This window comes from Enterobacter cloacae complex sp. 394I7 (genome assembly GCF_057320345.1).
Map to the genome: position 1 here is coordinate 393,555 of NZ_JBXWCR010000002.1, position 23,800 is coordinate 417,354.

23 protein-coding genes are annotated in these 23,800 nt (G+C 58.1%); 12 read left to right on the forward strand and 11 right to left on the reverse strand.

Going from position 1 to position 23,800, the window contains the following annotated elements:
- From AC2FAP_RS12940 to hycI, 6 genes are all read left to right on the forward strand, one after another.
- On the forward strand, positions 1-924 hold the full coding sequence (locus AC2FAP_RS12940; protein WP_449541292.1) for a respiratory chain complex I subunit 1 family protein: 924 nt from the start codon (positions 1-3) through the stop codon (positions 922-924).
- A 15-nt stretch (positions 925-939) separates the two neighbouring features.
- Entirely contained in the window at positions 940-2,649 is a 1,710-nt protein-coding gene (locus tag AC2FAP_RS12945; protein ID WP_014171365.1) for a hydrogenase large subunit, read from the forward strand.
- A gap of 94 nt (positions 2,650-2,743) precedes the next feature.
- Entirely contained in the window at positions 2,744-3,286 is a 543-nt protein-coding gene (locus tag AC2FAP_RS12950) for a formate hydrogenlyase complex iron-sulfur subunit (protein WP_014171363.1), read from the forward strand.
- Positions 3,286-4,053, forward strand: coding sequence for an NADH-quinone oxidoreductase subunit B family protein (locus tag AC2FAP_RS12955; RefSeq protein ID WP_014171362.1), 768 nt, complete (start codon positions 3,286-3,288; stop codon positions 4,051-4,053). The genes AC2FAP_RS12950 and AC2FAP_RS12955 overlap by 1 nt, the downstream gene beginning before the upstream one ends.
- Complete coding sequence (locus tag AC2FAP_RS12960; RefSeq protein WP_485452946.1) at positions 4,050-4,460, forward strand: formate hydrogenlyase maturation HycH family protein; 411 nt, start codon at positions 4,050-4,052, stop codon at positions 4,458-4,460. Before AC2FAP_RS12955 ends, AC2FAP_RS12960 begins: the two co-directional genes overlap by 4 nt.
- Positions 4,453-4,908 (forward strand): hydrogenase maturation peptidase HycI, encoded by a 456-nt coding sequence (gene hycI, locus AC2FAP_RS12965; RefSeq protein WP_014171360.1) that lies wholly within the window; start codon positions 4,453-4,455, stop codon positions 4,906-4,908. Before AC2FAP_RS12960 ends, hycI begins: the two co-directional genes overlap by 8 nt.
- 87 nt (positions 4,909-4,995) lie before the next feature.
- On the opposite strand, the gene AC2FAP_RS12970 is transcribed toward hycI, so the two are convergent.
- Together AC2FAP_RS12970 and ascF are read right to left on the reverse strand one after the other, a co-directional pair.
- Entirely contained in the window at positions 4,996-6,420 is a 1,425-nt protein-coding gene (locus AC2FAP_RS12970; protein ID WP_020883838.1) for a 6-phospho-beta-glucosidase, read from the reverse strand.
- Positions 6,421-6,438: 18 nt separating this feature from the next.
- Positions 6,439-7,890 (reverse strand): PTS cellobiose/arbutin/salicin transporter subunit IIBC, encoded by a 1,452-nt coding sequence (gene ascF / locus AC2FAP_RS12975; RefSeq protein WP_040018921.1) that lies wholly within the window; start codon positions 7,888-7,890, stop codon positions 6,439-6,441.
- A 214-nt stretch (positions 7,891-8,104) separates the two neighbouring features.
- Here ascF and AC2FAP_RS12980 point away from each other — a divergent pair, with 214 nt between their 5' ends.
- From AC2FAP_RS12980 to AC2FAP_RS12995, 4 genes are all read left to right on the forward strand, one after another.
- Positions 8,105-9,118 (forward strand): LacI family DNA-binding transcriptional regulator, encoded by a 1,014-nt coding sequence (locus AC2FAP_RS12980; RefSeq protein ID WP_032678843.1) that lies wholly within the window; start codon positions 8,105-8,107, stop codon positions 9,116-9,118.
- Positions 9,119-9,252: 134 nt separating this feature from the next.
- Positions 9,253-9,798, forward strand: a complete 546-nt coding sequence (gene hydN / locus AC2FAP_RS12985; RefSeq protein ID WP_023308960.1) for an electron transport protein HydN — start codon at positions 9,253-9,255, stop codon at positions 9,796-9,798.
- 6 nt (positions 9,799-9,804) lie between these two features.
- Positions 9,805-12,027 carry a carbamoyltransferase HypF gene (gene hypF / locus AC2FAP_RS12990; protein ID WP_040018922.1) on the forward strand — a complete coding sequence of 741 codons (2,223 nt, stop codon included), beginning with the start codon at positions 9,805-9,807 and terminating at the stop codon, positions 12,025-12,027.
- Between the two features lies 1 nt (position 12,028).
- Complete coding sequence (locus AC2FAP_RS12995) at positions 12,029-13,051, forward strand: HoxN/HupN/NixA family nickel/cobalt transporter (protein ID WP_040018923.1); 1,023 nt, start codon at positions 12,029-12,031, stop codon at positions 13,049-13,051.
- Positions 13,052-13,172: 121 nt separating this feature from the next.
- Here AC2FAP_RS12995 and norW read toward each other — a convergent pair whose 3' ends face one another.
- Positions 13,173-14,306: an NADH:flavorubredoxin reductase NorW gene (norW, locus tag AC2FAP_RS13000; RefSeq protein ID WP_040018924.1), complete on the reverse strand. Its 1,134-nt coding sequence runs from the start codon at positions 14,304-14,306 to the stop codon at positions 13,173-13,175.
- Positions 14,303-15,742 (reverse strand): anaerobic nitric oxide reductase flavorubredoxin, encoded by a 1,440-nt coding sequence (norV, locus tag AC2FAP_RS13005; protein ID WP_182268853.1) that lies wholly within the window; start codon positions 15,740-15,742, stop codon positions 14,303-14,305. The genes norW and norV overlap by 4 nt, the downstream gene beginning before the upstream one ends.
- Before the next feature lie 187 nt (positions 15,743-15,929).
- Here norV and norR point away from each other — a divergent pair, with 187 nt between their 5' ends.
- On the forward strand, positions 15,930-17,444 hold the full coding sequence (gene norR / locus AC2FAP_RS13010; protein WP_025203385.1) for a nitric oxide reductase transcriptional regulator NorR: 1,515 nt from the start codon (positions 15,930-15,932) through the stop codon (positions 17,442-17,444).
- On the opposite strand, the gene gutQ is transcribed toward norR, so the two are convergent.
- The 7 genes from gutQ to srlA form a co-directional block, all read right to left on the reverse strand.
- A complete protein-coding gene (gene gutQ, locus AC2FAP_RS13015; protein WP_014171349.1) occupies positions 17,441-18,406 on the reverse strand; it encodes an arabinose-5-phosphate isomerase GutQ in 966 nt (321 codons plus the stop codon). The two genes, norR and gutQ, sit on opposite strands and share 4 nt — an antisense overlap.
- On the reverse strand, positions 18,399-19,172 hold the full coding sequence (gene srlR, locus AC2FAP_RS13020; protein ID WP_485452947.1) for a glucitol operon DNA-binding transcriptional repressor SrlR: 774 nt from the start codon (positions 19,170-19,172) through the stop codon (positions 18,399-18,401). The genes gutQ and srlR overlap by 8 nt, the downstream gene beginning before the upstream one ends.
- 63 nt (positions 19,173-19,235) lie before the next feature.
- Complete coding sequence (gene gutM / locus AC2FAP_RS13025; RefSeq protein WP_047366619.1) at positions 19,236-19,595, reverse strand: transcriptional regulator GutM; 360 nt, start codon at positions 19,593-19,595, stop codon at positions 19,236-19,238.
- Positions 19,596-19,656: 61 nt separating this feature from the next.
- Complete coding sequence (gene srlD / locus AC2FAP_RS13030) at positions 19,657-20,436, reverse strand: sorbitol-6-phosphate dehydrogenase (RefSeq protein ID WP_063925523.1); 780 nt, start codon at positions 20,434-20,436, stop codon at positions 19,657-19,659.
- A gap of 15 nt (positions 20,437-20,451) precedes the next feature.
- Positions 20,452-20,814 (reverse strand): PTS glucitol/sorbitol transporter subunit IIA, encoded by a 363-nt coding sequence (srlB, locus tag AC2FAP_RS13035; protein WP_020883848.1) that lies wholly within the window; start codon positions 20,812-20,814, stop codon positions 20,452-20,454.
- A gap of 12 nt (positions 20,815-20,826) precedes the next feature.
- Positions 20,827-21,786, reverse strand: a complete 960-nt coding sequence (gene srlE / locus AC2FAP_RS13040) for a PTS glucitol/sorbitol transporter subunit IIB (protein ID WP_182268855.1) — start codon at positions 21,784-21,786, stop codon at positions 20,827-20,829.
- Complete coding sequence (srlA, locus tag AC2FAP_RS13045; protein WP_449541290.1) at positions 21,783-22,346, reverse strand: PTS glucitol/sorbitol transporter subunit IIC; 564 nt, start codon at positions 22,344-22,346, stop codon at positions 21,783-21,785. Before srlA ends, srlE begins: the two co-directional genes overlap by 4 nt.
- Positions 22,347-22,620: 274 nt before the next feature.
- Between srlA and mltB the strand changes: the two genes are divergently transcribed.
- Positions 22,621-23,721, forward strand: a complete 1,101-nt coding sequence (gene mltB, locus AC2FAP_RS13050) for a lytic murein transglycosylase B (protein WP_025203388.1) — start codon at positions 22,621-22,623, stop codon at positions 23,719-23,721.
- The last annotated feature ends 79 nt before the right edge of the window (positions 23,722-23,800 follow it).

A 23,800-nucleotide genomic window follows, 5' to 3' on the forward strand; every position in this document is an offset into this window, starting at 1 on the left:
ATGAGTCTGTTACTGGCAATACTTCAGGCGCTGGTGCTATTTGCCATGGCGCCGTTGCTCTCCGGGGTGAGCCGCGTGGCGCGTGCCCGGATGCATAACCGTCGCGGGCCTGGTGTACTCCAGGAGTACCGTGATTTATTCAAGCTGATGGGACGTCAGAGCGTTTCCCCGGACGCGGCAGGGTGGGTCTTTCGCCTGACACCGTTTGTGCTGGCTGGCGTCATGCTCACCATCGCCACGGCGTTACCGGTCGTCACCGTCGGGTCGCCGCTGCCGGTGCTGGGCGATCTCATTACGCTTATCTACCTCTTCGCCATCGCGCGTTTCTTCTTCGCGATTGCCGGCCTCGATACCGGCAGCCCGTTTACCGGGATTGGTGCCAGCCGCGAGGCCATGCTCGGCGTGCTGGTTGAGCCGATCCTGCTGCTCGGCCTGTGGGTCGCTGCGCAGGTCGCGGGGTCAACCCATATCAGCTTTATCACTCATACCGTGTATCACTGGCCCGTGGACCGTTCCCTTCCGTTGCTTTTGGCGCTCTGCGCCTGCGCATTCGCCACGTTTATCGAGATGGGCAAACTGCCATTCGACCTCGCGGAAGCGGAGCAGGAGCTGCAGGAAGGTCCGTTGACTGAGTACAGCGGTTACGGCTTTGCGGTGCTGAAGTGGGGCATCAGCCTCAAACAGCTGGTGGTGCTGCAGATGTTTGTCGGTGTCTACTTCCCGTGGGGGCAGATGACGCACTTTTCCGCGGCCGGCCTGGTGCTGGCGGTGGTCGTTGCCGCGCTCAAGCTACTTGTCGGCGTGCTGGTGATTGCCCTGTTTGAGAACAGCATGGCGCGTCTGCGTTTTGTGGCGACGTCGCGCATCACCTGGGCCGGTTTTGGTTTTGCATTTTTAGCGTTCGTCTCCTTGCTGGTGGCGTGATTAAAGAGAGTTTTTATGTCTGAAGAAAAGAAAGGTCAGCAGTATCTCGCCGCGTTGCACCAGGCCTTCCCGGGCGTGGTGCTGGAGGAGTCCTGGCAAACCAAAGACCAGATAACGGTGACCGTGAAAGTGAACTACCTGCCGGAAGTGGTGGAGTTTCTCTACTACCAGCAGGGTGGCTGGCTGTCGGTGTTGTTCGGCAACGACGAGCGTCAGCTGTGCGGAAACTATGCGGTTTACTACGTGATGTCGATGGAGCAGGGCGAGAAGTGCTGGCTCACCGTGCGTGTCGAAGTGGATCCCAACAAACCGGAATACCCGTCTGTCACCCCGCGCGTGCCCGCCGCCGTCTGGGGCGAGCGCGAAGTACGCGATATGTATGGTCTGGTCCCGGTTGGGCTTCCGGATGAGCGCCGTCTGGTGCTGCCGGACGACTGGCCAGACGAACTCTATCCCCTGCGCAAAGACAGCATGGATTACCGTCAGCGTCCGGCTCCGACCACCGACAGCGAGACTTATGCGTTCATCAATGAGCTCGGCAGCAAAAAGAACAACGTGGTGCCGATAGGCCCGCTGCACGTCACGTCTGACGAGCCGGGCCACTTCCGCCTGTTTGTCGACGGCGAGAATATTATTGATGCCGACTACCGCCTGTTCTACGTCCATCGCGGGATGGAAAAGCTGGCGGAAACCCGGATGGGATATAACGAAGTGACGTTCCTCTCTGACCGCGTGTGCGGCATCTGCGGGTTTGCCCACAGTACCGCCTACACCACCTCGGTGGAGAACGGCATGGGGATTGTGGTGCCGGAACGCGCGCAGATGATCCGCGCCATCCTGCTGGAAGTGGAGCGTCTGCACTCGCACCTGCTGAACCTCGGTCTGGCCTGTCACTTTGTCGGTTTTGACTCCGGCTTTATGCAGTTTTTCCGCGTACGTGAAGCCTCCATGAAGATGGCGGAGATCCTGACCGGGGCGCGTAAAACATACGGTCTGAACCTGATCGGCGGGATTCGTCGCGATCTGCTGAAAGATGACATGATCCAGACCCGCCAACTGGCGCAGCAGATGCGTCGCGACGTTCAGGAGCTGGTGGATATGCTGCTCAGCACGCCGAACATTGAGCAGCGTACCGTCGGTATTGGCCGACTGGAGCCGCAAATCGCCCGCGATTTCAGTAACGTTGGCCCCATGGTTCGCGCCAGCGGCCACGCCCGCGATACCCGCGCCGATCATCCGTTCGTCGGCTACGGCCTGCTGCCTATGACCGTGCACAGCGAGCAGGGCTGCGACGTTATTTCGCGTCTGAAGGTGCGTATCAACGAGGTCTTCACCGCGCTGAATATGATTGACTTCGGTCTGGATAATCTGCCGGGCGGTCCGCTGATGGTCGAGGGCTTCACCTACATTCCAAACCGCTTCGCGCTGGGGTTTGCCGAAGCCCCGCGTGGAGACGATATCCACTGGAGCATGACCGGTGACAACCAGAAGCTCTACCGCTGGCGCTGCCGTGCGGCAACCTACGCCAACTGGCCAACCCTGCGCTACATGCTGCGCGGCAATACGGTATCCGATGCGCCGCTGATCATTGGCAGTCTCGATCCGTGCTACTCCTGCACCGACCGCATGACGGTGGTGGATGTGCGCAAGAAGAAAAGCCAGGTGGTGCCGTACAAAGAGCTGGAGCGCTACAGCATCGAGCGTAAGAACTCGCCGCTGAAATAGGGGATTTTGTGCTGGCTGATGCCCTCACCCTGACCCTCTTTTTGATGAGAGATCCGGGGTGCGGAGCACAGGCAGCACATAAGCAGGAGTCAACATGTTTACCTTCATCAAAAAAGTGATCAAAACCGGGACGGTGACCAGCCGCTATCCGCTGGAGCCGATGCCGGTCGATAAAAACTTTCGCGGCAAGCCGGAGCACAACCCGCAACAGTGCATCGGCTGTGCTGCCTGCGTTAACGCCTGCCCGTCAAATGCCCTGACGGTGGAAACCGATCTGAAAACGGGCGAGCTGGCCTGGCAGTTCAACCTCGGGCGCTGCATTTTCTGCGGCCGCTGCGAGGAGGTTTGCCCGACGGTGGCGATCCGTCTTTCGCAGGAGTACGAGCTGGCGGTCTGGAAGAAAGAGGATTTTCTGCAGCAGTCGCGTTTCGCGCTCTGCAACTGCCGTGTCTGCAAACGCCCGTTTGCCGTACAAAAAGAGATCGACTACGCCATCGCGCTGTTGCAGCACAACGGTGATGCCCGCGCGGAGCATCATCGCGAAAGCTTTGAAACCTGCCCGGACTGCAAACGGCAGAAATGCCTGCTGCCGTCGGACCGCATCGATATTACCCGTCATATGAGAGAGGCCAGCTGATGGAAAACCTGATCGGCCCACGCGACGCTAACGGCATTCCGGTGCCGATGACGGTGGAGGAATCCATCGCCAGCATGAAGGCCTCGCTGCTGAAAAACATTAAACGTTCGGCCTATGTGTACCGCGTGGACTGCGGCGGCTGCAACGGCTGTGAGATTGAGATCTTTGCCACGCTGTCGCCCCTGTTCGACGCCGAACGCTTCGGTATTAAAGTGGTGCCTTCGCCGCGTCATGCGGACATTTTGCTGTTTACCGGTGCCGTTACCCGTGCCATGAGATCGCCAGCATTACGTGCCTGGCAGTCCGCACCGGATCCAAAAATCTGTATCTCTTATGGTGCCTGCGGAAACAGCGGCGGCATCTTCCATGACCTGTACTGCGTCTGGGGCGGCACCGATAAAATTGTTCCGGTGGATGTCTACATTCCCGGTTGTCCGCCAACGCCTGCGGCCACGCTGTACGGTTTTGCCATGGCGCTCGGGCTGCTGGAGCAGAAAATACATGCCCGTGAACCGGGTGAGCGCGACAACCAGGCTGCCGCAATTCTGCACCCGGATATGGTGCAGCCGCTGCGCGTGAAGGTCGATCGCACGGCGCGCCGACTCGCGGGGTATCGCTATGGTCGCCAGATTGCCGACGATTATCTGCGTCTGCTGAGCCAGGGCGATCATCAGGTCACGCGCTGGCTGGAGGCGGAAAACGATCCTCGTCTTAATGAGATCGTCGCGAACCTGAATCAGGTGGTGGAAGAGGCGCGTATCCGATGAGTGAAACGGTGGTGTTCAGTCAGCTGAGCCGTAAGTTTATTGATGAGAACGATGCCACGCCGGATGCGGCGCAGCAGGTGGTCTATTACAGCCTGGCCATTGGGCATCACCTCGGGGTGATAGATTGTCTCGAAACGGCATTAAGCTGCCCGTGGCCTGACTATCTGGCGTGGATCACCACGCTGGCGGAGGGCAGTACGGCGCGCCGCAAAATGGAAGGCGTGCCGAAGTACGGTGAGATCGTTATCGACGCCAACCACATTGCGATGCTCGCCAGTGCTTTCGACGCCGCGCTGAGCGTGCAAACCCCACAGCAGCAGGCCTGGAGCAAAATTTTGCTCAGCATGCTGCATGATATTCATCAGGAGAGTGCCATCTACCTGATGGTGAGGAGATTACGTGACTGATGTTTTACTGTGTGTCGGCAACAGCATGATGGGCGACGACGGCGCGGGCCCGCTGCTTGCACAAATGTGTGCCGCGCATCCGCAGGGTGAATGGGTGGTTATTGACGGCGGCAGCGCACCGGAAAACGATGTGGTGGCGATCCGTGAGCTGCACCCGGACAGGCTTCTGATTGTGGATGCAACCGATATGGGACTTAATCCGGGGGAAACCCGCCTGATTGATCCGGATGACATCGCCGAGATGTTTATGATGACCACCCACAATATGCCGCTGAACTATCTGGTCGATCAGATTAAAGACGACGTGGGTGAGGTATTGTTTCTGGGCATTCAGCCGGACATCGTTGGGTTTTATTATCCGATGACGCCGCCGGTGAAAGAGGCCGTCGAAGAGGTTTACTCCCGGCTTGCCGGATGGCGTGGGGACGGCGGTTTTTCCCGACTGTGAGCAGTGCCGGGTGGTGGTAGCTTCCACCCGGCCTGGACACCTCCTCGCCCGCATCCTGTGGGAGAGGGCGGGGGAGAGAGCAACAGGCTACGCCAGATCCGCGCCGTTACTTGCAATGACCTTCTTATACCACCAGAACGATTTCTTACGCGTTCTGTCCAGCGTACCGTTGCCCGCGTCGTCGCGGTCAACATAGACAAACCCGTAGCGTTTGCTCATCTCGCCCGTGGATGCGGCCACCAGGTCAATGCAGCCCCAGGTGGTGTAGCCCATCAGCGGCACACCGTCTTCTATGGCATCGCCCATCGCACGAATATGTTCGCGCAGGTAGCTGATACGGTAGTCGTCATTAATCTCACCGTGTTCATCCATGACGTCTTTCGCGCCGAGGCCGTTTTCCACCAGGAACAGCGGCTTCTGATAGCGGTCGTACATCATGTTCATGGTGATGCGCAGCCCCAGTGGGTCGATACCCCAGCCCCATTCGCTGACCTGGATGTGCGGGTTGCGCAGGGATTTCACGATATTCGCCGCATTGGTATTACTGGCGTTCATGTCCGCCGACGCGCAGCGCGAGGCGTAATAGCTGAACGACACAAAATCGACGGTGTTTTTCAGCAGTTCATCGTCGCCAGGGTCTTTGACAATCACCACCCCTTTTTCGCGGAACACGCGGGCAGAATAGGCCGGGTAGCTGCCGCGCGCCTGCACGTCGATAAAGAACAGGTTTTCGCGGTCTTTCTCCAGCGCCATCCACACGTCTTCCGGTTTGCAGGAGTAGGGGTAGAAGTTGCCGCCGGCCAGCATACAGCCGACCTGGTTTTCCGGGTTCACCTCATGGGCGATTTTGGTCGCCAGGGCGCTTGCCACCAGTTCGTGATGCGCGGCCTGATATTTCACCTGATCTTCGTTCTCACCCTCTTCAAACACCAGGCCCGCGCCGGAGAACGGGCTGTGCAGCATAATGTTGATTTCGTTGAAGGTGAGCCAGTACTTCACCAGACCGTTAAATTCTTCGAAACAGGTACGGGCATAGCGGGCGAAGAAATCGACCATCTTGCGGTTGCGCCAGGATCCATACTCCGTGACCAGGTGCATTGGTACGTCGAAATGGCACAGGGTGACCAACGGTTCGATGTTGTATTTTTTGCACTCTTCGAACACTGCGCGGTAGAAGGCAATCCCCTCTTTATTGGGCAGCGGCTCATCGCCGTTCGGGTAGAGGCGGCTCCAGGCAATCGAGGTACGAAATACCGTAAAGCCCATCTCCGCCATCAGGGCGATGTCTTCTTTGTAGCGATGGTAAAAATCAATCGCCTCGTGGCTCGGGTAAAACTCGTCGTCACGCAACGTAAAACGTTTTTCCTTACCGACCTTCACCGCCAGACGATTCGCGCCGTGGGGGATCATATCGACCGTCGTCAGTCCTTTGCCGCCTTCACGGTAAGCCCCTTCACTCTGGTTGGCGGCAAGCGCGCCGCCCCATAAAAATCCTTGTGGAAAAACAGACATCTTTACCTCGCTATAAATTTAGACTTGTGCTGCTTTGGCCTGAACCGGAGCGCTCTGCAGGGCGCGTGCTTTCTCAGCGTCATCTTCGACCGGGATATCTTCAAAACCTAAAAGCAGGGTCAGAACAAACGAGAGCACAACCGCCAGCGCCATGACTACGAATACCCAGACGATGGTCATTGGGTTGGCCGGATCGAAGAACTGTACGCTGGTAAACAGCCCCGGCGCCGCCATTGAGTGGCTGGCAAGACCGGCTATGCCAGCCACTGCCCCGCAGATGAAGCCGCTGATAAGGCTCGCAATCAGCGGGCGTTTCAGACGTACCGCCACACCATAGAGGGCAGGTTCTGAAATGCCTGCCATGATGGCAGAAGCCGCTGCCGCGAGCGCCGTCTGGCGCAGTTCCGGGTTTTTCGTTTTCCACGCCACCGCCAGCGATGAACCGCCGAGCGACAGGTTGGCTCCGATTTCCGACGGCATAACCATTCCCTCTTTGCCCGTCTCGGCAATGGTCTGAATAATCGTCGGCGTAAATACGCGGTGCATCCCGGTCATCACCAGCAGCGGCCAGAGGGCGCCCATAATGGCCACGGAGAGCCAGCCCAGATAGCCGTGAATAGTGTAGACCAGCGCTGAAATCGCGCTCCCGATCCAGATCCCGAGCGGCCCTATCAGCACAATGGCGAGCGGGGCGGCAATCAGAACGATCAGCATCGGTTTAAGGAAGTTTTTCGTGACCGCCGGCGTAATACGATCAACCCAGCGTTCGATGTACGACAGGCACCAGGTCATCACCAGCGCCGGGATGACCGTGTAGGTGTATTTCACTGCCGTCACCGGAATAAAGGCGAATTCAACGTGCTCGCCCTGTGCGGCTTTCGCCATCAGTTCGATAAAGCCCGGGTGTACCAGCACGCCCGCGATGGCAATCGCCAGCGACATGTTGGTTTTGAATTTCACTGCGGCAGAGGCGGCGACCATCAGCGGCAGGAAGAAGAACGCGCCATCGCCAATCAGCGTCAGAAGGGTGAGCGTCGGTGCCCCTTTTTCCAGGGCGCCGGTCATCTCCAGGATCATTGCCAGCAGTTTGACCATTGAACCGCCGATGATCGCCGGGATCAGCGGTGACATGGTGCCGATCAGCGCATCGAGGATCCCGGCACCGATGCGGCGCAGGGTCATTTTCTGCGGGCCTTCCGGTACGGCAGGCTGCAGGTCGGTGGGCAGCAGGCTTACCACTTCGCGGTAGGCCTGAGACACGGTGTTGCCAATGATCACCTGGCACTGGTTGTCGTTGCGGACCACGCCGAGCACGCCGTTAATGCTTTTCAGGCGCGGGGCATCGGTGAGGCTTTCGTCTTTGAGGACGAAACGCAGTCGCGTCATGCAGTGGGTGACGGCGACGATGTTGTCTCTGCCGCCGAGCGCGCTGACAACGTCATTCGCCAGCGCAGCGTAATTTTTGGCCATCGGATGTAATCCTGTTATCGTTGTGAGAAATGTAGGAAACCGGTTCCACATAATCATCAATAGTTTCTTTGAATGAAACAAGATCACATTTTGTGCATTTTTTCATTTCGTGATGATGATCACCTGGAGGGGTAAAAAGCGTGATATCGCCGCTGCGACAATTTTTCTGCAGTGCAGTACACTGCGCCCTGGTAGTTTCAAACGGAAGATTACGATGACCACGATGCTTGAAGTCGCGAAGCGGGCAGGCGTTTCGAAAGCGACGGTTTCCAGGGTATTGTCGGGCAATGGCTACGTCAGCCAGGAGACCAAAGACCGGGTGTTTCAGGCGATTGAAGAGAGCGGCTATCGCCCGAATTTGCTGGCACGAAATCTGGCGACCAAACGTACCCAGACGCTGGGTCTGGTGGTCACCAACACCCTTTATCACGGCGTCTATTTTAGCGAACTGCTCTTTCACGCCGCCCGCATGACGGAAGAGAAAGGGCGGCAGCTGATCCTGGCGGACGGTAAGCACAGTGCGGATGAAGAGCGCGAGGCCATTCAGTATTTGCTCGATATGCGCTGTGACGCGGTGATCATTTACCCGCGTTTCCTGAGCGTGGATGAGATGGACGATATTGTTGAGAAATGCGAACAGCCGATTATGGTCCTTAACCGCCGCTTACGGAAAAACAGCAGTCACAGCGTCTGGTCAGATCATAAAGCCTCCTGCCAGGACGCCGTGTCGCAGCTGATTCAGAAAGGGCACCGGGAGATTGCGTTTATCACCGGTTCGCTGGATTCCCCCACGGGCGTTGAGCGTCTCTCGGGCTACAAAGACGCCCTGGCACAGCACCAGATCCCGCTGCGCCCGTCGCTGATTGCGCAGGGGAAATGGAACCCGGCCAGCGGTGCGGCAGCGGTGTCTGAGCTGCTTTCGCGCGGTGAAACCTTTTCGGCGCTGGTGGCGAGTAATGACGATATGGCGATTGGTGCCATGAAACAGCTGCACGAGTGCGGGATCGCCACCCCGGATGTCGTGTCGGTGATTGGCTTTGACGATGTGGCCATCGCCCCCTACATCGTCCCCTCGCTCTCCAGCGTGCGCATTCCGGTGACGGAGATGATCAAAGAGACCATTAGCCGCCTGATCTTCCTGCTGGATGGCGGTGAGTTTAAGTACCAGCAAACCTTCTCCGGCGAGCTTATCCTGCGTGACTCGGTTATTGACGGGCCTCACCGCTGATGTCGACAGCTGTCATCGTCAGAAGTGACGATGACAGCCCTGCTGTCATTTTATAAACCGCAGAAAATCAACAGGTTAATAATTGGCACGGTTTATGTATATCTCCGCGCAGGACTGTAATGCTGGAGAAGCAGATGAACCGTTTTATTATGGCCGATGCCAGTAAATGCATTGGCTGCCGTACCTGTGAAGTGGCGTGTGTGGTTTCCCATCAGGCGGAGCAGGATTGCGCGTCGCTCACCCCTGATACCTTTTTACCGCGGATCCACGTCATTAAAGGTGTGAATATCTCCACGGCCGCTATTTGTCGCCAGTGTGAGGATGCGCCGTGCGCTAACGTCTGCCCAAACGGGGCCATCAAACGTGAGAAAGGATTCGTGCATGTGATGCAGGAGCGCTGCATCGGCTGCAAAACCTGTGTGGTTGCCTGCCCGTACGGTGCGATGGAAGTCGTGGTGCGTCCGGTTGTGCGCAACAGCGGCATGGGGCTGAGCGTGCGCGCGGAAAAAGCGGAAGCCAATAAATGCGACCTCTGCTACCACCGTGACGCCGGCCCGGCCTGTATGGAAGCCTGCCCGACGCACGCCCTGGTCTGCGTGGATCGCGACAAGCTTGAGCAGATGAGCGCGGAAAAACGCCGTCGTGCCGCGTTCGACACGTCATCGTCACTGCTGTTTTAAGTCGCGATGGGCGATAACGGCGTACAGTTGCGGGTGCGCGGCAAGGTGCAGGGGGTAGGGTTTCGTCCCTTCGTCTGGCAACTGGCGCATCAGCTACAGCTGACGGGTGACGTTTGTAATGACGGAGAGGGCGTGCTGGTGCGTCTCGCGGGTAATGGGGGGGCCTTTACCGCGAGGCTGCATCAGGACTGCCCACCGCTGGCACGTATCGATGCTGTCGACAGCCAGCCGTTTACCTGGGCAACGGTGCCGCAGGCGTTCACCATTCGCCATAGCGCGGGCGGAGCGATGGACACCCAGATTGTGCCGGATGCCGCTACCTGCCCGGCGTGCCTGGCTGAAATGCGCGATCCCCGAGCGCGGCGTTATCGCTATCCGTTTATCAACTGTACCCATTGCGGTCCACGTTTTACCATCATTCGCGCCATGCCCTATGACCGCCCGGCCACGTCAATGGCGGCATTTCCCCTCTGTGAGCCGTGTGAAACCGAGTACCGCAATCCCGCTGACCGCCGTTTTCACGCGCAGCCGGTAGCCTGTCCGGATTGTGGACCCGAGCTGGAATGGCGCTCGGGCGAGGCTGTTGCCACCCGCGAGTCTGCGCTGAGTGCGGCGGTCCACATGCTCAAAAATGGCGGGATTGTCGCCATCAAAGGGCTGGGCGGTTTTCACCTTGCCTGTGACGCATCCAACGCGCAGGCGGTGGCAACCCTGCGGGCGCGCAAACAGCGCCCGATAAAGCCACTGGCGGTCATGATCCCGCAGGCGGAGGGACTGCCGGAATCGGTGCAAACGCTGCTGCGCTCGCCCGCAGCGCCCATCGTGATCACGCCAAAAGCATGGTGTCCTCCGCTTCCTGACGCGATTGCGCCAGGGCTGGACACCGTTGGCCTGATGCTGCCCGCTAACCCACTACAGCATGTGCTGATGATGGACTGCCAGCGCCCGCTGGTGATGACCTCCGGCAACCTCAGCGGGCGTCCGCCGGCCATCACCTGCCAGCAGGCACTGGATGAACTGGGCGACATCGCTGACGGATTCCTGCTGCACAACCGCGACATCCTGCAGCGTATGGATGATTCCGTGATGGATCAGGACGGTATGATGCTGCGCCGCGCGCGCGGTTTTGTGCCGGATGCCATCACGCTGCCCGCCGGTTTCAGCGCTGTCCCGGCGATGGTGTGCACCGGTGCTGATATGAAAAATACCTTCTGTCTGGTGCGCGGTAACCAGGCGGTACTGAGTCAGCACTTTGGCGATCTGAGTGACGACGGTGTCGAGGCCCAGTGGCGTTCGGCGCTGTCGATGATGCAGCAGATCTATGCGTTTCAGCCGCAGCGCGTGGTATGCGACGCCCATCCGGGCTATCACGCCCGACAGTGGGCGCAAGCCCAGGCTTTGCCGATCGACACCGTGCTTCACCACCACGCTCACGCGGCGGCATGCATGGCAGAAAACGGCTGGCCGCTTGAGGGCGGAGATGTCATTGCCCTGACGCTGGATGGGATCGGCATGGGTGAAAACGGCGCGCTGTGGGGCGGAGAGTGCCTGCGGGTAAACTATCTCGACTGCGAACGTCTGGGCGGTCTGCCTGCGGTTACGCTGCCGGGTGGGGACAGGGCTGCCATGCAGCCGTGGCGCAATTTACTCGCCCACTGCCTGGCGTTTGTGCCGGACTGGCAGCAGTACCCGGAAACGCGTGACGTTCAGCGGCACAACTGGCCGCTGCTGGCTACGGCCATTCAGCGCGGTTTAAACGCGCCGCTGGCCTCATCCTGCGGCCGTTTGTTCGACGCGGTGGCCTGCGCGCTCGGCATCACGTCAGAAACCCAGAGCTATGAAGGTGAGGCCGCCTGCCGGCTTGAAGCGCTGGCCGCGCAGTGCCACGACGTTCAACATCCGGTTACGCTTCAGGCTGATAACCTTACGCGCTTCTGGCAACAGTGGCTGAACTGGCAGGCGGAACCCTGCGAGCGGGCATGGGCGTTTCACGATGCGCTGGCGAAAGGGCTGGCGGAGCTTGTCACCTCCCATACCCGGCGACTGGGGCTTTCCACCGTATGCTTCAGCGGCGGCGTGTTACATAACCGTCTGCTGCGCGCGCGACTGCGCCATTACCTCTCAGACTTCACGCTGCTTTTTCCTCATCATCTGCCGTCAGGTGACGGCGCTATCTCCTTCGGGCAGGCGGTGGTTGCTGCCGCCCGGTCATGTTCACAAAGGATGTAAAATGTTACGACTCTTACGCAATGAACCCCGCGCGGCGTTTCTGCTGCTGGCTCTGGTAATGGCTAATCTTCTGGCATGGGGCTGGGCATGGCAAACCTTCAGCGGCAGTACGGCGCTGATGGCCGCCAGCCTGCTGGCCTGGTGTTATGGACTCCGTCATGCGGTGGATGCCGACCACATCGCGGCCATTGATACCGTCACGCGTAAGATGATGCAGCAGGGTAAACGCCCTTCCGGCGTGGGGGCATGGTTCTCTCTGGGACACTCCACCATTGTGGTGCTGGCCTCCATTGCCATTGCGGCCACCGCCACGGCGTTTCAGAAGAATATGGCATGGTTTCATGAAACCGGCAGCCTGATTGGCACCGCCGTTTCTGCAACGTTTCTGCTGGCGATGGCGCTGGTCAATCTGGTGATTTTGCGCGGCGTGTGGCGTAATTTTCAGGCGCTGAAGAACGGTCAGGTCACGCGTGACGACATCACGCTTCCGGCATCAGGCGGAGTCATGAACTGGCTGTTTGGCGCAACGTTCCGCCTGGTGAACAAGAGCTGGCAGATGTACCTGGTCGGTTTCCTGTTTGGTCTGGGGTTTGATACCGCGACGGAAATCGGTGTGCTTGGGATTTCAGCCGCCAGCGCGTCAAACGGGATGTCAGTCTGGTCCATCATGATCTTCCCGGCGCTGTTTGCCAGCGGTATGGCGCTGGTCGATACCCTCGACAATCTGCTGATGGTCGGCGCTTACGGCTGGGCGTTTAACAAGCCGCAGCGCAAGCTTTACTACAACATGACCATCACCGGTACCTCCGTGGTGGTGGCGCTGTTTATCGGCGGGCTGGAAGCTCTGGGTCTGTTGATGGATAAGTTTGCCCTCAGCGGAGGCCTCTGGGATCGCATTGGCGCAGTTAATGACAACCTCGGTAACGCCGGGTTCGTGGTGGTCGGGCTGTTCGTTGCCTGCTGGCTGATTTCCATGATCAACTATCGCTGGCGCGGCTACGATGCGCTTGTCGTGCGCTCCTGACGCGGCGTCTGAACATCATTGTCGTTATCTGGCTAAACGACGTTGAAAAAAAAGCCCCGGGACATCGGGGCTGTGGACCATAAAATCCAAAGGTTACGTTAGCGTGGCAGGCGAATCAGCGTTAAGCGGGTAATGATTTCAGCAGAGCGAAAGCCTCTTTCATCCGATCTTCGCTCACTACAAAGGCGCGCATCTGTCCTTCGCTGTCGCACCCACGAGCCACCATTCCCTGAGGTTCAATGGTGAGTTGCCAGTGCAGGTCCGGACGCTCGGTTTCGCCTGCCAGGTGCAGCGGGAGCGCTGGCGTTTTTACTTTTACCAGCATGGCGGGTAATTTCAGTGGCGCACTGCCGCCAGACAGGTTTTTCGCGAGGTACATGGCGCTCAGTTGAATAGGCTGCAGGAAGGGCAGGACCTGTCCGTTAATTTCAGCGCAGTCACCCAGGGCGTAAATATCGGGCTGCGTGGTTTGCAGGTAGCTGTCTACCTTCACGCCACGACCTGTTTCCGCGCCGGCGCGATGCGCCAGCGCCGTTTCCGGACGCAGGCCCGTGGCGGCAACCACCACATCCACCTCAACGCTGCGGCTGCGGTCGAGCGTTGCATGAATCCCACTCCCGGTTTTCTTCAGGCTTTGCAGCTGGGATTTCAGCAGCAGATGTACGCCCATATCGGTCAGACGATGCTGTAAGCGACTACTTACTTCTGCGGGCATCAGCGCCGACAAAATGCTTGCCGCATGGTCGACCAGGGAGACGGATTTACCCGCCCGGCTAAAATCCATCGCCAGCTCTGTGCCAATCAACCCTGCGCCGACAATCATCACCCGCTTCGCGTCACGCAGCAGGGTTTCACTGGCCTGATACGCCTGCTGGCTGTTGAGGGTGATCATCAGTTCCCGGCCTTCCACCGGCGGCACAAAAGCAGAAGCCCCTGTCGCCAGCACCAGCTTGTCGTATTGCCAGGTTTTGTCTTTTGCTTTCACCACATGGGCGGCGGCGTCGATGTCGGTTATCCAGGTGTGCGGAAATAACCGCAGACTAAACTGTTCCGCGAACGCCCCCGCGGTCTGGCGGGTGAGGTCTTCGGCTCGCTGATTCTGGCTGATAACGTGGCTTAAATCAGGCTTGTTGTACTCGTCCATGCTGTCGGCGGCAATGAGCGTCAACGGCACGCGGGCGTCTTGCTTGCGAATGTTTTTCACCAGCTGGCGGGCGGCAAAGCCCGAGCCGATGATAACGATACCGTGGTTCATTGTGCCTCCGTCGCCAGTTCGTCAAAGACCTCTTTTCCCAGGGAACATTCCGGGCAGAGGAAATTGTCCGGCACGTCGCACCAGGGGGTACCGGGGGCAACATCCTGCAGCGGCTCGCCCTGTGCCGGGTCGTAAATCCACTGACAGACGCTGCACTGCATGCGAGGGCCAAAGTCAGCGACCGCTGCGGCGCAGGCTTGTTGCGGCGCGGGGTTTTTGGCGTTCATGTCGGGGAGCGGCGCGAGCGCCCACTGACGCGCAATGTCACGGCCATGCTGGCGGCACAATTCAAGCGCGTCGATGTCCGGACGCCATTTCGCCTTCAGGCTCATGGACATCTCAAAACCGGCATCCTGCAAACGCGTGGAGAGCCGGTCTACTGCGCCGCCGCTCCAGCCGTGGGAGCCAAATGCGCTGGCCCGTTTATTACGAAAGCGCAGGCCGGTCATCTCTTCCACAAGGCCTGCAATTTTCGGCATCATCACGTTGTTCATCGTGGAGGTGCCCACCAGCACGCCCTTGGAGCGGAAGACGTTGGTCAGGATCTCGTTTTTATCGCTACGCGCCACGTTGAAGATTTTCACCGCCACGTTCGGGTCGACTTCGTTAATACCCTGCGCAATGGCGTCCGCCATCATGCGGGTGTTATTAGACATGGTGTCGTAGAAAAGCGTGATACGGTCTTCCTGATAATCCGCGGCCCATTTGAGGTACAGCTCCACGATCTGGGTGGGGTTTTCGCGCCACACCACGCCGTGAGAGGTGGCTATCATATCCACGGGCAGGTTAAAGCCGAGGATTTCGGTGATTTTTGGCGTCACCAGACGGCTGAACGGCGTCAGGATATTGGCGTAGTAGCGCTGACACTGTTCGAACAGCTCGGTTTGATCCACTTCATCGTTAAACAGGCGCTCGTCACAATAGTGCTGGCCGAAGGCATCGTTGCTGAACAGCACCGCATCGCCGGTCATGTAGGTCATCATACTGTCGGGCCAGTGCAGCATCGGGGTTTCAACGAAGATCAGCTGTTTGCCGTTGCCGATATCCAGCGTGTCGCCGGTTTTGACGGTGTGGAAATTCCACTCCGGGTGGTGGTGATGGCCGTTAATCGAGTCGATGGCGTTGGTGGTGCAGTAAATCGGGGTGTCGGGAATGCAGGACATTAACTCGGTCAGCGCCCCGGCATGATCCTCTTCCGCATGGTTAATGATGATGTAGTCGATATCCGCAAGATCGATTTCACTGCGCAGATTTTGCACGAACTCCCGGCTGAATTTGTGATCGACGGTATCGATGAGCACGTTTTTGCCTTCACGGATGAGATAGCTGTTGTAGCTGCTGCCGCGCAGCGTTTTGTACTCCGTTCCGTGGAAGTCACGCACTTCCCAGTCACGTTGGCCAACCCAATGAATGTTATTTTTAACCAGAATAGACATAGCAACCTCAATTAATACGGCGTTTTTCAAATAAGATGACTAGCCTTTATCAAGTTGCGTGCCAGTTTTTCATGTTGCTGTTTTTTAAGGTTTTTAAATTTTATTACTCGTAATGGGTAGTCAATATGACTATCTGATTTATGGTCATTGTGACAATATGAATGGTCAAAATGACAGTGAGGCGCAGATGAGCTTTTCCGTGGACGTACTGGCAAAAATTGCCATTGAACTGCAAACCGGTATCGGTCATCAGGACCGTTTTCAGCGGCTGATTTCGACGCTGCGCCACGTGCTGGCGTGCGATGCGTCGGCACTGCTGCGCTACGACGCCCGGCAGTTTATTCCGCTGGCTATCGACGGGCTGGCGCAGGACGTTCTTGGGCGACGCTTCTCCCTGGAAGGCCATCCGCGTCTGGAAACCATCGCGCGGGCCGGTGACGTGGTGCGCTTTCCGGCGGACAGTGATTTGCCCGACCCTTACGACGGGCTGATCCCGGGGCAGGAGAGCCTGAAAGTTCATGCCTGTATCGGCCTGCCGCTGTTTGCCGGACAAAACCTGATTGGGGCATTAACCCTCGACGGCCTGTCGCCGGATCAGTTCGACACCTTTAGCGATGAAGAGCTGCGGCTGATTGCCGCGCTGGCCGCCGGTGCGCTGAATAACGCGCTGCTGATCGAACAGCTGGAGAGCCAGAACATCCTTCCCGGCAGCCCGTCGGCGTTTGAACCGGTGGCACACACGGAGATGATTGGGCTGTCACCGGGGATGGTGCAGCTAAAAAAAGAGATCGATATCGTGGCGGCCTCGGATTTAAACGTGCTGATTTTCGGGGAAACCGGCACCGGTAAAGAGCTGGTGGCGAAGGGCATCCACGAAGCCTCGCCGCGCGCGGTCAACCCGCTGGTGTACCTCAACTGCGCCGCGCTGCCGGAAAGCGTGGCGGAAAGTGAGCTGTTTGGTCACGTCAAAGGGGCGTTTACCGGGGCGATCAGCAACCGCAGCGGCAAATTCGAAATGGCGGATAACGGCACGTTGTTCCTCGATGAAATTGGCGAACTGTCGCTGTCGCTTCAGGCCAAACTGCTGCGCGTCCTGCAGTACGGCGATATTCAGCGCGTCGGCGACGATCGCAGCCTGAGAGTCAACGTGCGTGTGCTGGCGGCAACCAACCGTGACCTGCGCGAAGAGGTGTTGGCCGGGAATTTTCGCGCTGACCTGTACCATCGTCTGAGCGTGTTTCCGCTTACCGTGCCGCCGCTACGCGAGCGCGGTGACGATGTGGTGCTGCTGGCGGGTTTTTTCTGCGAGCAATGTCGGTTACGAATGGGCCTTTCCCGCGTGGTATTAAGCCCCGGCGCGCGAGCCCATCTGATGCGCTACGGCTGGCCGGGTAACGTACGCGAACTGGAACATGCGATTCACCGCGCCGTGGTGCTGGCGCGGGCGACACGTTCGGGAGATGAGGTGGTGATCCACGCGCGGCATTTCGCATTGCACGATGACACCGCTTCGTTCGTTACGCCTGCCGCGCCGGAAATGGCCCATGAGAACCTGCGGGAAGCAACAGAAGCGTTTCAGCGTCAGACGATCGCCCGCGCGCTGGAGCAGAATAACCGCAGCTGGGCGGCGTGCGCGCGAGCGCTGGAAATGGACGTCGCCAACCTGCACCGGCTGGCGAAACGTCTGGGACTCAAAGGTTAAATAATCCCGGCCTGGTAGAAATCCTGCAGGTTGATGGCGCCGCACAGCGTGCCGTGCTCATCCACCACCGGCGCGGCGGTGATTTTGCGTTTCATCAGCACCTCTTTGGCTTCGATGGCGCGGCTCTCGGCGTTCAGGGTCAACCCGCCCCGGGTCATCGCTTCCGAAACCTGGGATTCCAGCTTGCCGCCGCCCACCAGCCAGCGGCGCAGGTCGCCGTCGGTAAACACGCCTTTAACGCTACCGGTTTCATCGCACACCGCTACCAGACCCAGCCCGGTGCGGCTCAGTTCCAGCATCGCATCCATTACGCTGGTGTTGAGTTTGACCTGCGGAATGGCCTCGTCGGTCCGCATCAGATGATGAACTTTATTGAGCAGTCGCGCACCGAGCGCGCCCGCCGGGTGCGAGCGGGCAAAATCTTCTTCGTTAAAGCCGCGTGCCTGCATTACCGCCATTGCCAGCGCGTCGCCCATCATCAGCGTATTTACGGTGCTGGAGGTGGGAGCGAGGTGCATCGGGCAGGCTTCGCGCTCAACGGAGATATCAAGCGTAGCTTTGGCCGCCAGTGCCAGCGGTGAGCGGGATTTACCGGTCATCGCCAGCAGCGCGACCGATTTTTCCTGCAGACGCGGGATGATGAGATCCAGCTCTTTGGCCGAACCGGAGTAGGAGATAAACAGCATCACGTCGCGGCTTTCAATCATCCCCAGATCGCCGTGCAGCGCTTCAGCCGGATGCACGAAGAACGCCGGTGTGCCGGTGCTGGCAAGCGTAGCGGCAATCTTTTTGCCGATATGACCGGACTTGCCGATCCCGGAGACCACCACTTTACCTTCGCACTGGATAATGGTGTTTGCCGCGCGCACAAAATCCTCGCCCAGACGTTCCGGCAGGCGGCTGGCTTCCTGCAGCTCCAGCATCAGGGTCTGGCGGCCTGCGTTTAACAGAAAATCACTCATCTCTCTCTCCGGTTACAATCACGTCGATCCCTTTCTCTTCCAGCGCTTTTTTGAACGCCGGGTCGATACCTGCGTCGGTAATGAGCTTATCGACGCTTTCAAGGCTGCAGACTATGTTGGGACTTTTACGGCCAAACTTCGACGAGTCTGCCATCAAAATCACTTCGCGCGCGGCGTTGCACATCGCTTTGCTGACGCTGAACACCTCGTTAAAGGTCGTCACGCCGGCGTTCAAATCGATACCGTCCGTGCCCATAAAGAGTTTATCAAAGCTGAAGTGTTCAAAGGCGTTTTCCGCCAGTTGACCGTGAAACGACGCAGATTTTTTACGGAACGTCCCGCCGGGCATCAGAATGGTTTGCTCGCTGTCGAACTCCGACAGGGCGTTGACGATGTGCAGACTGTTGGTCATCACCGTGATGTTGTTAAAGCGGCTGAGCATCGGGATCATCTGCAGCACGGTGCTGCCTGCATCAAGGATAATGGAGTCGCCATCATGGATAAATTTTACGGCGACCTCGGCAATCAGCGCTTTCTGGTGAGTATTGATCAGCGTTTTGTGATCGATAGGCGGGTCGGCTTCATCTTTGTTGAGCATCACGCCGCCGTAGGTTCGGATGACTGCACCAGAGTTTTCGAGCAATACCAGATCCTTTCGTATTGTCGTGCCGGTGGTGTCAAAGTAGTGGGCCAGTTCTTCTACCGAGCATTTTCCCTGCTTTTGCAGATGCTCCAGAATGGCCGCCTGACGCTGACGTGGTTTCATAGGCGCTCAATTCCTTAGGTTGCGAAATGATAATTTCGCAAGCTTATCGCGTTCACAACGAAATTATCCATGTTTCAGATTAAGCGCTAATGATAGAGCATTCTGACAGAGCGAATCATGGGGAAAGATCACATCGGGTTGTAATTCCTGCAGCGATATCCCGTTAATCGCCTGGATTTTCGCCGGGCGGGCAAAAACGGTCATCCCGCGCATGATGAGGGAATCGCAGACCGTATTGTGTTCGTCCAGCGCAATGGCAACCACCACGCGCGGTTTGAAACGCCCGCCGGAACGCCCGACGCCCACGCGCCCTTTCTGACACAGGGCATCAAACGCGCGGTTAAACTGGCGGATTTGCCAGCCGCCAAAGATCAGCTGGCACATCCAGGCGATGGCGGCAACGGTAATGAGTGCGGTAACCATACGAGCTCCTTGTTGTTCCCTCTCCCGAAGGAGAGGGGGATACGGGCATCAGCGTGTTCGATCAGAACATCACCTGCCCGCCGGTGACATTAATGGACTGCCCGGTGCAGTAAGAGGCTTGGGGGCTGGCATAAAACAGCAGCATGTTCAGCACGTCCTGATAATCGCAGCCGCGCTTCAGCGGCACTTTGTCGATGTAATACTGCTCCACTTCCTCCTCTTTCAGCCCGAGCTTGGTGGCATATTGCGGCAGCAGGGACTGGAACATCGGCGATTTCAGCAGGTTGCCCAGCATCAGCGAGTGAACGGTAATGCCATATTCGGCCAGATCGAGGGCCAGAGATTGCGTCAGCCCTACGCCGCCAAATTTCGCCGCGCTGTAACCGGAGTTGTGTTTGCTGCCCACTTTGCCCGATTTCGAGTTGATCTGGATGATGCGCCCCTGAATGCCATCGCGGATCATCAGACGGGAAAACTCGCGTGCGCAGAGGAAATAGCCCACCAGGTTAACCTGCAGGGAGCGGTCGAAGTCCCCCAGTTCGAAATCGCTGATAAAGGCCGCTTTGGCTATCCCTGCGCTGTATACCAGCAGGTCGGTACGGCCAAAAATCTCGTCCACGCCGCGGGCCAGCGCCATCACGCTCTGCTCGCTGGTGGCATCAGCACCAAATCCGTAGGCCATTCCTTCACCCAATTCGGTGTTGATGGTGTCCGCCACGCGTGCGGCTTTTTCACTCTGAATATCCACTACCGCCACGCGGTAACCCTCTGCAGCAAGCCCACGGCAGAGGAACTCGCCTAAGGTTTGTCCCCCACCAATGACAACGGCAACCTGACTCATATCTTTCTCCTTAAATTACGCAACAAACTTCAACGTGCAGCCTGGGGTGACAGCCTGCGGAACCGGGCCATCCACATGAACCGTACCGGGATATTCCGCCTGCGGCTGGCCATCAAAACGCAAAGTGATATGGCCGAGCTCCCGCAGGTTTTGTCCGGCCACGTCGCCGACGGCGGTCACGGCGTAGCGCGCGTCGCCCAACTCCAGCTGGCTCCCGGCCTTCAGCTCGCCGTTCATCTCGCCGTGACAGTGGATAAAGCAAAACTCTTCGATATCCGCGGGCGCACCTTCGCGGAAGGTAATCAGCATCTTGTCGCTGAGCGCATCGGCCGCGCTCTGGCCAATGCGGGTGATGGTGGTCTGGTAAATTACGGTCATCACAGGAACCTCTTATTGGTAAATAAAGCCGGAGACAAACCAGGCAATCAGCACCGTCGGTGCGCCGGTCAGGAAACGGCTGACCAGTACAGACGGCACGCCAACGCGCACGGTGTCCTGGCGCGCTTCTGCCAGCGACAGCCCGACAGGAATGAAATCACACGCCGCCTGGGCGTTAATGGCAAACAGGGCGGGCAGAGCCAGATGCGGGGGAATGTTGCCAAGGCCAATCTGCACGCCAATCAGCACGCCGATAACCTGCGCAATGACCGCGCCCGGGCCGAGAAACGGCGACAGCAGCGGGAAGGAGCAGATCAGCGCCAGCGTCACCAGCCCGAGCGGGTGGCTCGCCAGCGGGGCGAGGCCGTGGGCAATCCAGTCGCCCAGACCCGAGGCCATGATGATGCCGATCAGCGCCGAAACGAATGCCATAAACGGCAGAATGGTTTTCAGCACCGTGTCGATGGTGTCGCGCCCGGACTGGAACAGCACGGCCACGGCAGAGCCCATCCCCATTCCGACTTTTGCCAGCAGGCCGTCACTCTGTTCGGTGATTTTTTTACTCGTGTCGTAATCGCGCGGGGCCGCTTTCTGAGGGGCAACAGACCCTTGTGCCAGGTGAATGTTTTCCTCCTTCACGCCGGAGACATAAATGTCCTCCAGGATGTACTGCGCCAGCGGACCTGATTTACCGGTGGAATGGATATTCACGGTAGGAATACGCCGCTTGGGGTAGATGCCGCAGCGCAGCGTGCCGCCGCAGTCGATCACCGCCACACCAATTTCCGGTTCAGGCGGTTCGCCCTCTTTGAAGCCGTCGACCGCTTCCCAGCCGGTCAGCTCACGCAGTTTGTCGACAATGGCCGGACGTGTACCTGCGGTGATATAGACGATTTTTTTGCCTTCAGTGGCGTCGAATTCCAGCGGGCCGCCCCAGCCGCCCGTTCCTTTTTCAATGCGAATACGGCTCATGCTGCGGCTCCTGAAAGATGGACTTTCTGTTCAAGCTGGATACCCATTTTCTTCTCGAAAATGGCGGTGGTGAGGTCCGTGACCCAGCCGCGGAAAAAGTTGGTGACCAGACCGACCAGCAGATAACTCACCGCCAGCGGACCGAGCGGCAGGCCAAGCGTGGTCAGGCCGCTGGCAATGCCCAGATAGACAAACAGCTCGCCGGGGTTGATATGCGGGAACAGGCCATTCATGGAGTGGCAGCTGTAGGAGGCTGCGGCGTAATAGCTGGGTTTGTACTTTTCAGGCATAAAGCGGCCGAGGCTCAGCGTCATCGGGTTGCAAAAAACAAACGTACCGATGAAGGGCAGAACCAGGTAACGGGACAGCGGATTGCTGGCGCAGCGCTGGGCAAAACGTTCAATGCGTTGCTGGCCGATAAAGTTAATCAGCGCGTTCATGATGACCAGCAGGCTAATCAGCAGGGGCAGGATCCCGGTCACCATGCCGGTGAACACTTCTCCGCCTTTCTGAAACAGCCCGATGAACCACTCGGCGCCGTGGGTGATGGTTTCTATCATTCTTCTCTCCTGTGGGGCTTTTTTGTTTTTGTATAACCGAGGCTAATAATAATCACTTTGAAAGGTTTTAAAGTGTTAATTAGATCTCACAATGAAAGAAAAATGGATTATTTTGAAAGTTAATTGCCAATGAGAGTCTTGTGTGGATGAAAATTGCACAGATTTGCGATGGGGAGCGTAAAGATTTGGTGGGGGAGGTGCGTACCACTTCCTTGAGGTGTTGCGGATGCTTTACCATACTGGGTTCTTATCGAACCCGTTAAATGGATGTCACATGTTCAAGCGTCGTTATGCAGCGTTGTTACCTGCGCTTATTCTGCTGTCTGCCTGTAGTAGCAAACCCAAGACCGAAGCCGTGCAGCAAACGGCTGGCGCGCCTTCCGGAGGATTCCTGCTGGAGCCGCAGCATAATATGATGCAAATGGGAGGCGACTTTGCGAATAACCCGGCGGCCGAGCAGTTCATCGATAAAATGGTGAGCAAACACGGTTTTGACCGCCAGCAACTGCATGAAATTTTGTCGCAGGCGAAGCGACTGGATTATGTTCTGCGTTTGATGGATCGCCAGGCACCGACGGCTCAGGTACCGACCGGGCCAAATGGCGCATGGCTGCGTTATCGCAAACAGTTCATTACGCCGGATAACGTGCAAAATGGCGTGGTCTTCTGGAACCAATATGAAGATGCGCTGAACCGTGCGTGGCAGGTGTATGGCGTACCGCCTGAAATCATCGTCGGGATTATCGGCGTGGAAACCCGCTGGGGCCGCGTGATGGGCAAAACCCGTATCCTCGATGCGCTGGCGACGCTCTCCTTTAACTACCCGCGTCGCGCTGAATATTTCTCGTCTGAGCTGGAAACCTTCCTGCTGATGGCGCGCAATGAACAAGATGACCCGTTAGATCTCAAAGGCTCGTTTGCCGGTGCGATGGGCTACGGCCAGTTTATGCCGTCCTCTTATAAGCAATATGCCGTCGACTTTAACGGAGATGGCCACATTAACCTGTGGGATCCGGTGGATGCCATCGGCAGCGTGGCGAACTACTTTAAAGCGCACGGCTGGGTGCCGGGCGGTCAGGTGGCGGTGCAGGCTAACGGCCAGGCACCAGGGCTTGAGAACGGCTTTAAAACCAACTACAGCGTTTCGCAGCTGGCCGCTGCAGGCTTAACGCCAACGCAGCCGCTGGGAAATACGCAACAGGCGAGCCTGCTGCGTCTGGATGTCGGTACGGGTTATCAGTACTGGTACGGGCTGCCTAACTTCTACACCATCACCCGCTATAACCACAGCACTCACTATGCGATGGCCGTATGGCAGCTGGGGCTGGCGGTGTCACAGGCGCGCGTGCCTGCCGCGTCGCCGTTCAGTCAGTAACGCTTGATGCTCGACCCTCTTCCGCCGGGAGAGGGTCGGGCTGATATCCAGAAACATTTCGCCACACTCCCGTTAATCT

What these genes read in the sequence shown, in the direction of transcription:
- ascF (WP_040018921.1), bottom strand. Translation starts at nt 7,890, where the DNA reads ATGGCCAAAAATTACGCTGCGCTGGCGAATGACGTTGTCAGCGCGCTC.
- gutQ (WP_014171349.1), bottom strand. Translation starts at nt 18,406, where the DNA reads ATGAGTGATTTTCTGTTAAACGCAGGCCGCCAGACCCTGATGCTGGAG.
- srlA (WP_449541290.1), bottom strand. Translation starts at nt 22,346, where the DNA reads ATGATAGAAACCATCACCCACGGCGCCGAGTGGTTCATCGGGCTGTTT.
- AC2FAP_RS12995 (WP_040018923.1), top strand. Translation starts at nt 12,029, where the DNA reads ATGTTACGACTCTTACGCAATGAACCCCGCGCGGCGTTTCTGCTGCTG.
- hydN (WP_023308960.1), top strand. Translation starts at nt 9,253, where the DNA reads ATGAACCGTTTTATTATGGCCGATGCCAGTAAATGCATTGGCTGCCGT.
- norV (WP_182268853.1), bottom strand. Translation starts at nt 15,742, where the DNA reads ATGTCTATTCTGGTTAAAAATAACATTCATTGGGTTGGCCAACGTGAC.
- mltB (WP_025203388.1), top strand. Translation starts at nt 22,621, where the DNA reads ATGTTCAAGCGTCGTTATGCAGCGTTGTTACCTGCGCTTATTCTGCTG.
- norR (WP_025203385.1), top strand. Translation starts at nt 15,930, where the DNA reads ATGAGCTTTTCCGTGGACGTACTGGCAAAAATTGCCATTGAACTGCAA.
- AC2FAP_RS12970 (WP_020883838.1), bottom strand. Translation starts at nt 6,420, where the DNA reads ATGTCTGTTTTTCCACAAGGATTTTTATGGGGCGGCGCGCTTGCCGCC.
- srlB (WP_020883848.1), bottom strand. Translation starts at nt 20,814, where the DNA reads ATGACCGTAATTTACCAGACCACCATCACCCGCATTGGCCAGAGCGCG.
- norW (WP_040018924.1), bottom strand. Translation starts at nt 14,306, where the DNA reads ATGAACCACGGTATCGTTATCATCGGCTCGGGCTTTGCCGCCCGCCAG.
- AC2FAP_RS12940 (WP_449541292.1), top strand. Translation starts at nt 1, where the DNA reads ATGAGTCTGTTACTGGCAATACTTCAGGCGCTGGTGCTATTTGCCATG.
- srlD (WP_063925523.1), bottom strand. Translation starts at nt 20,436, where the DNA reads ATGAGTCAGGTTGCCGTTGTCATTGGTGGGGGACAAACCTTAGGCGAG.
- AC2FAP_RS12980 (WP_032678843.1), top strand. Translation starts at nt 8,105, where the DNA reads ATGACCACGATGCTTGAAGTCGCGAAGCGGGCAGGCGTTTCGAAAGCG.
- AC2FAP_RS12950 (WP_014171363.1), top strand. Translation starts at nt 2,744, where the DNA reads ATGTTTACCTTCATCAAAAAAGTGATCAAAACCGGGACGGTGACCAGC.
- srlR (WP_485452947.1), bottom strand. Translation starts at nt 19,172, where the DNA reads ATGAAACCACGTCAGCGTCAGGCGGCCATTCTGGAGCATCTGCAAAAG.
- hypF (WP_040018922.1), top strand. Translation starts at nt 9,805, where the DNA reads ATGGGCGATAACGGCGTACAGTTGCGGGTGCGCGGCAAGGTGCAGGGG.
- srlE (WP_182268855.1), bottom strand. Translation starts at nt 21,786, where the DNA reads ATGAGCCGTATTCGCATTGAAAAAGGAACGGGCGGCTGGGGCGGCCCG.
- AC2FAP_RS12945 (WP_014171365.1), top strand. Translation starts at nt 940, where the DNA reads ATGTCTGAAGAAAAGAAAGGTCAGCAGTATCTCGCCGCGTTGCACCAG.
- AC2FAP_RS12960 (WP_485452946.1), top strand. Translation starts at nt 4,050, where the DNA reads ATGAGTGAAACGGTGGTGTTCAGTCAGCTGAGCCGTAAGTTTATTGAT.
- AC2FAP_RS12955 (WP_014171362.1), top strand. Translation starts at nt 3,286, where the DNA reads ATGGAAAACCTGATCGGCCCACGCGACGCTAACGGCATTCCGGTGCCG.
- gutM (WP_047366619.1), bottom strand. Translation starts at nt 19,595, where the DNA reads ATGGTTACCGCACTCATTACCGTTGCCGCCATCGCCTGGATGTGCCAG.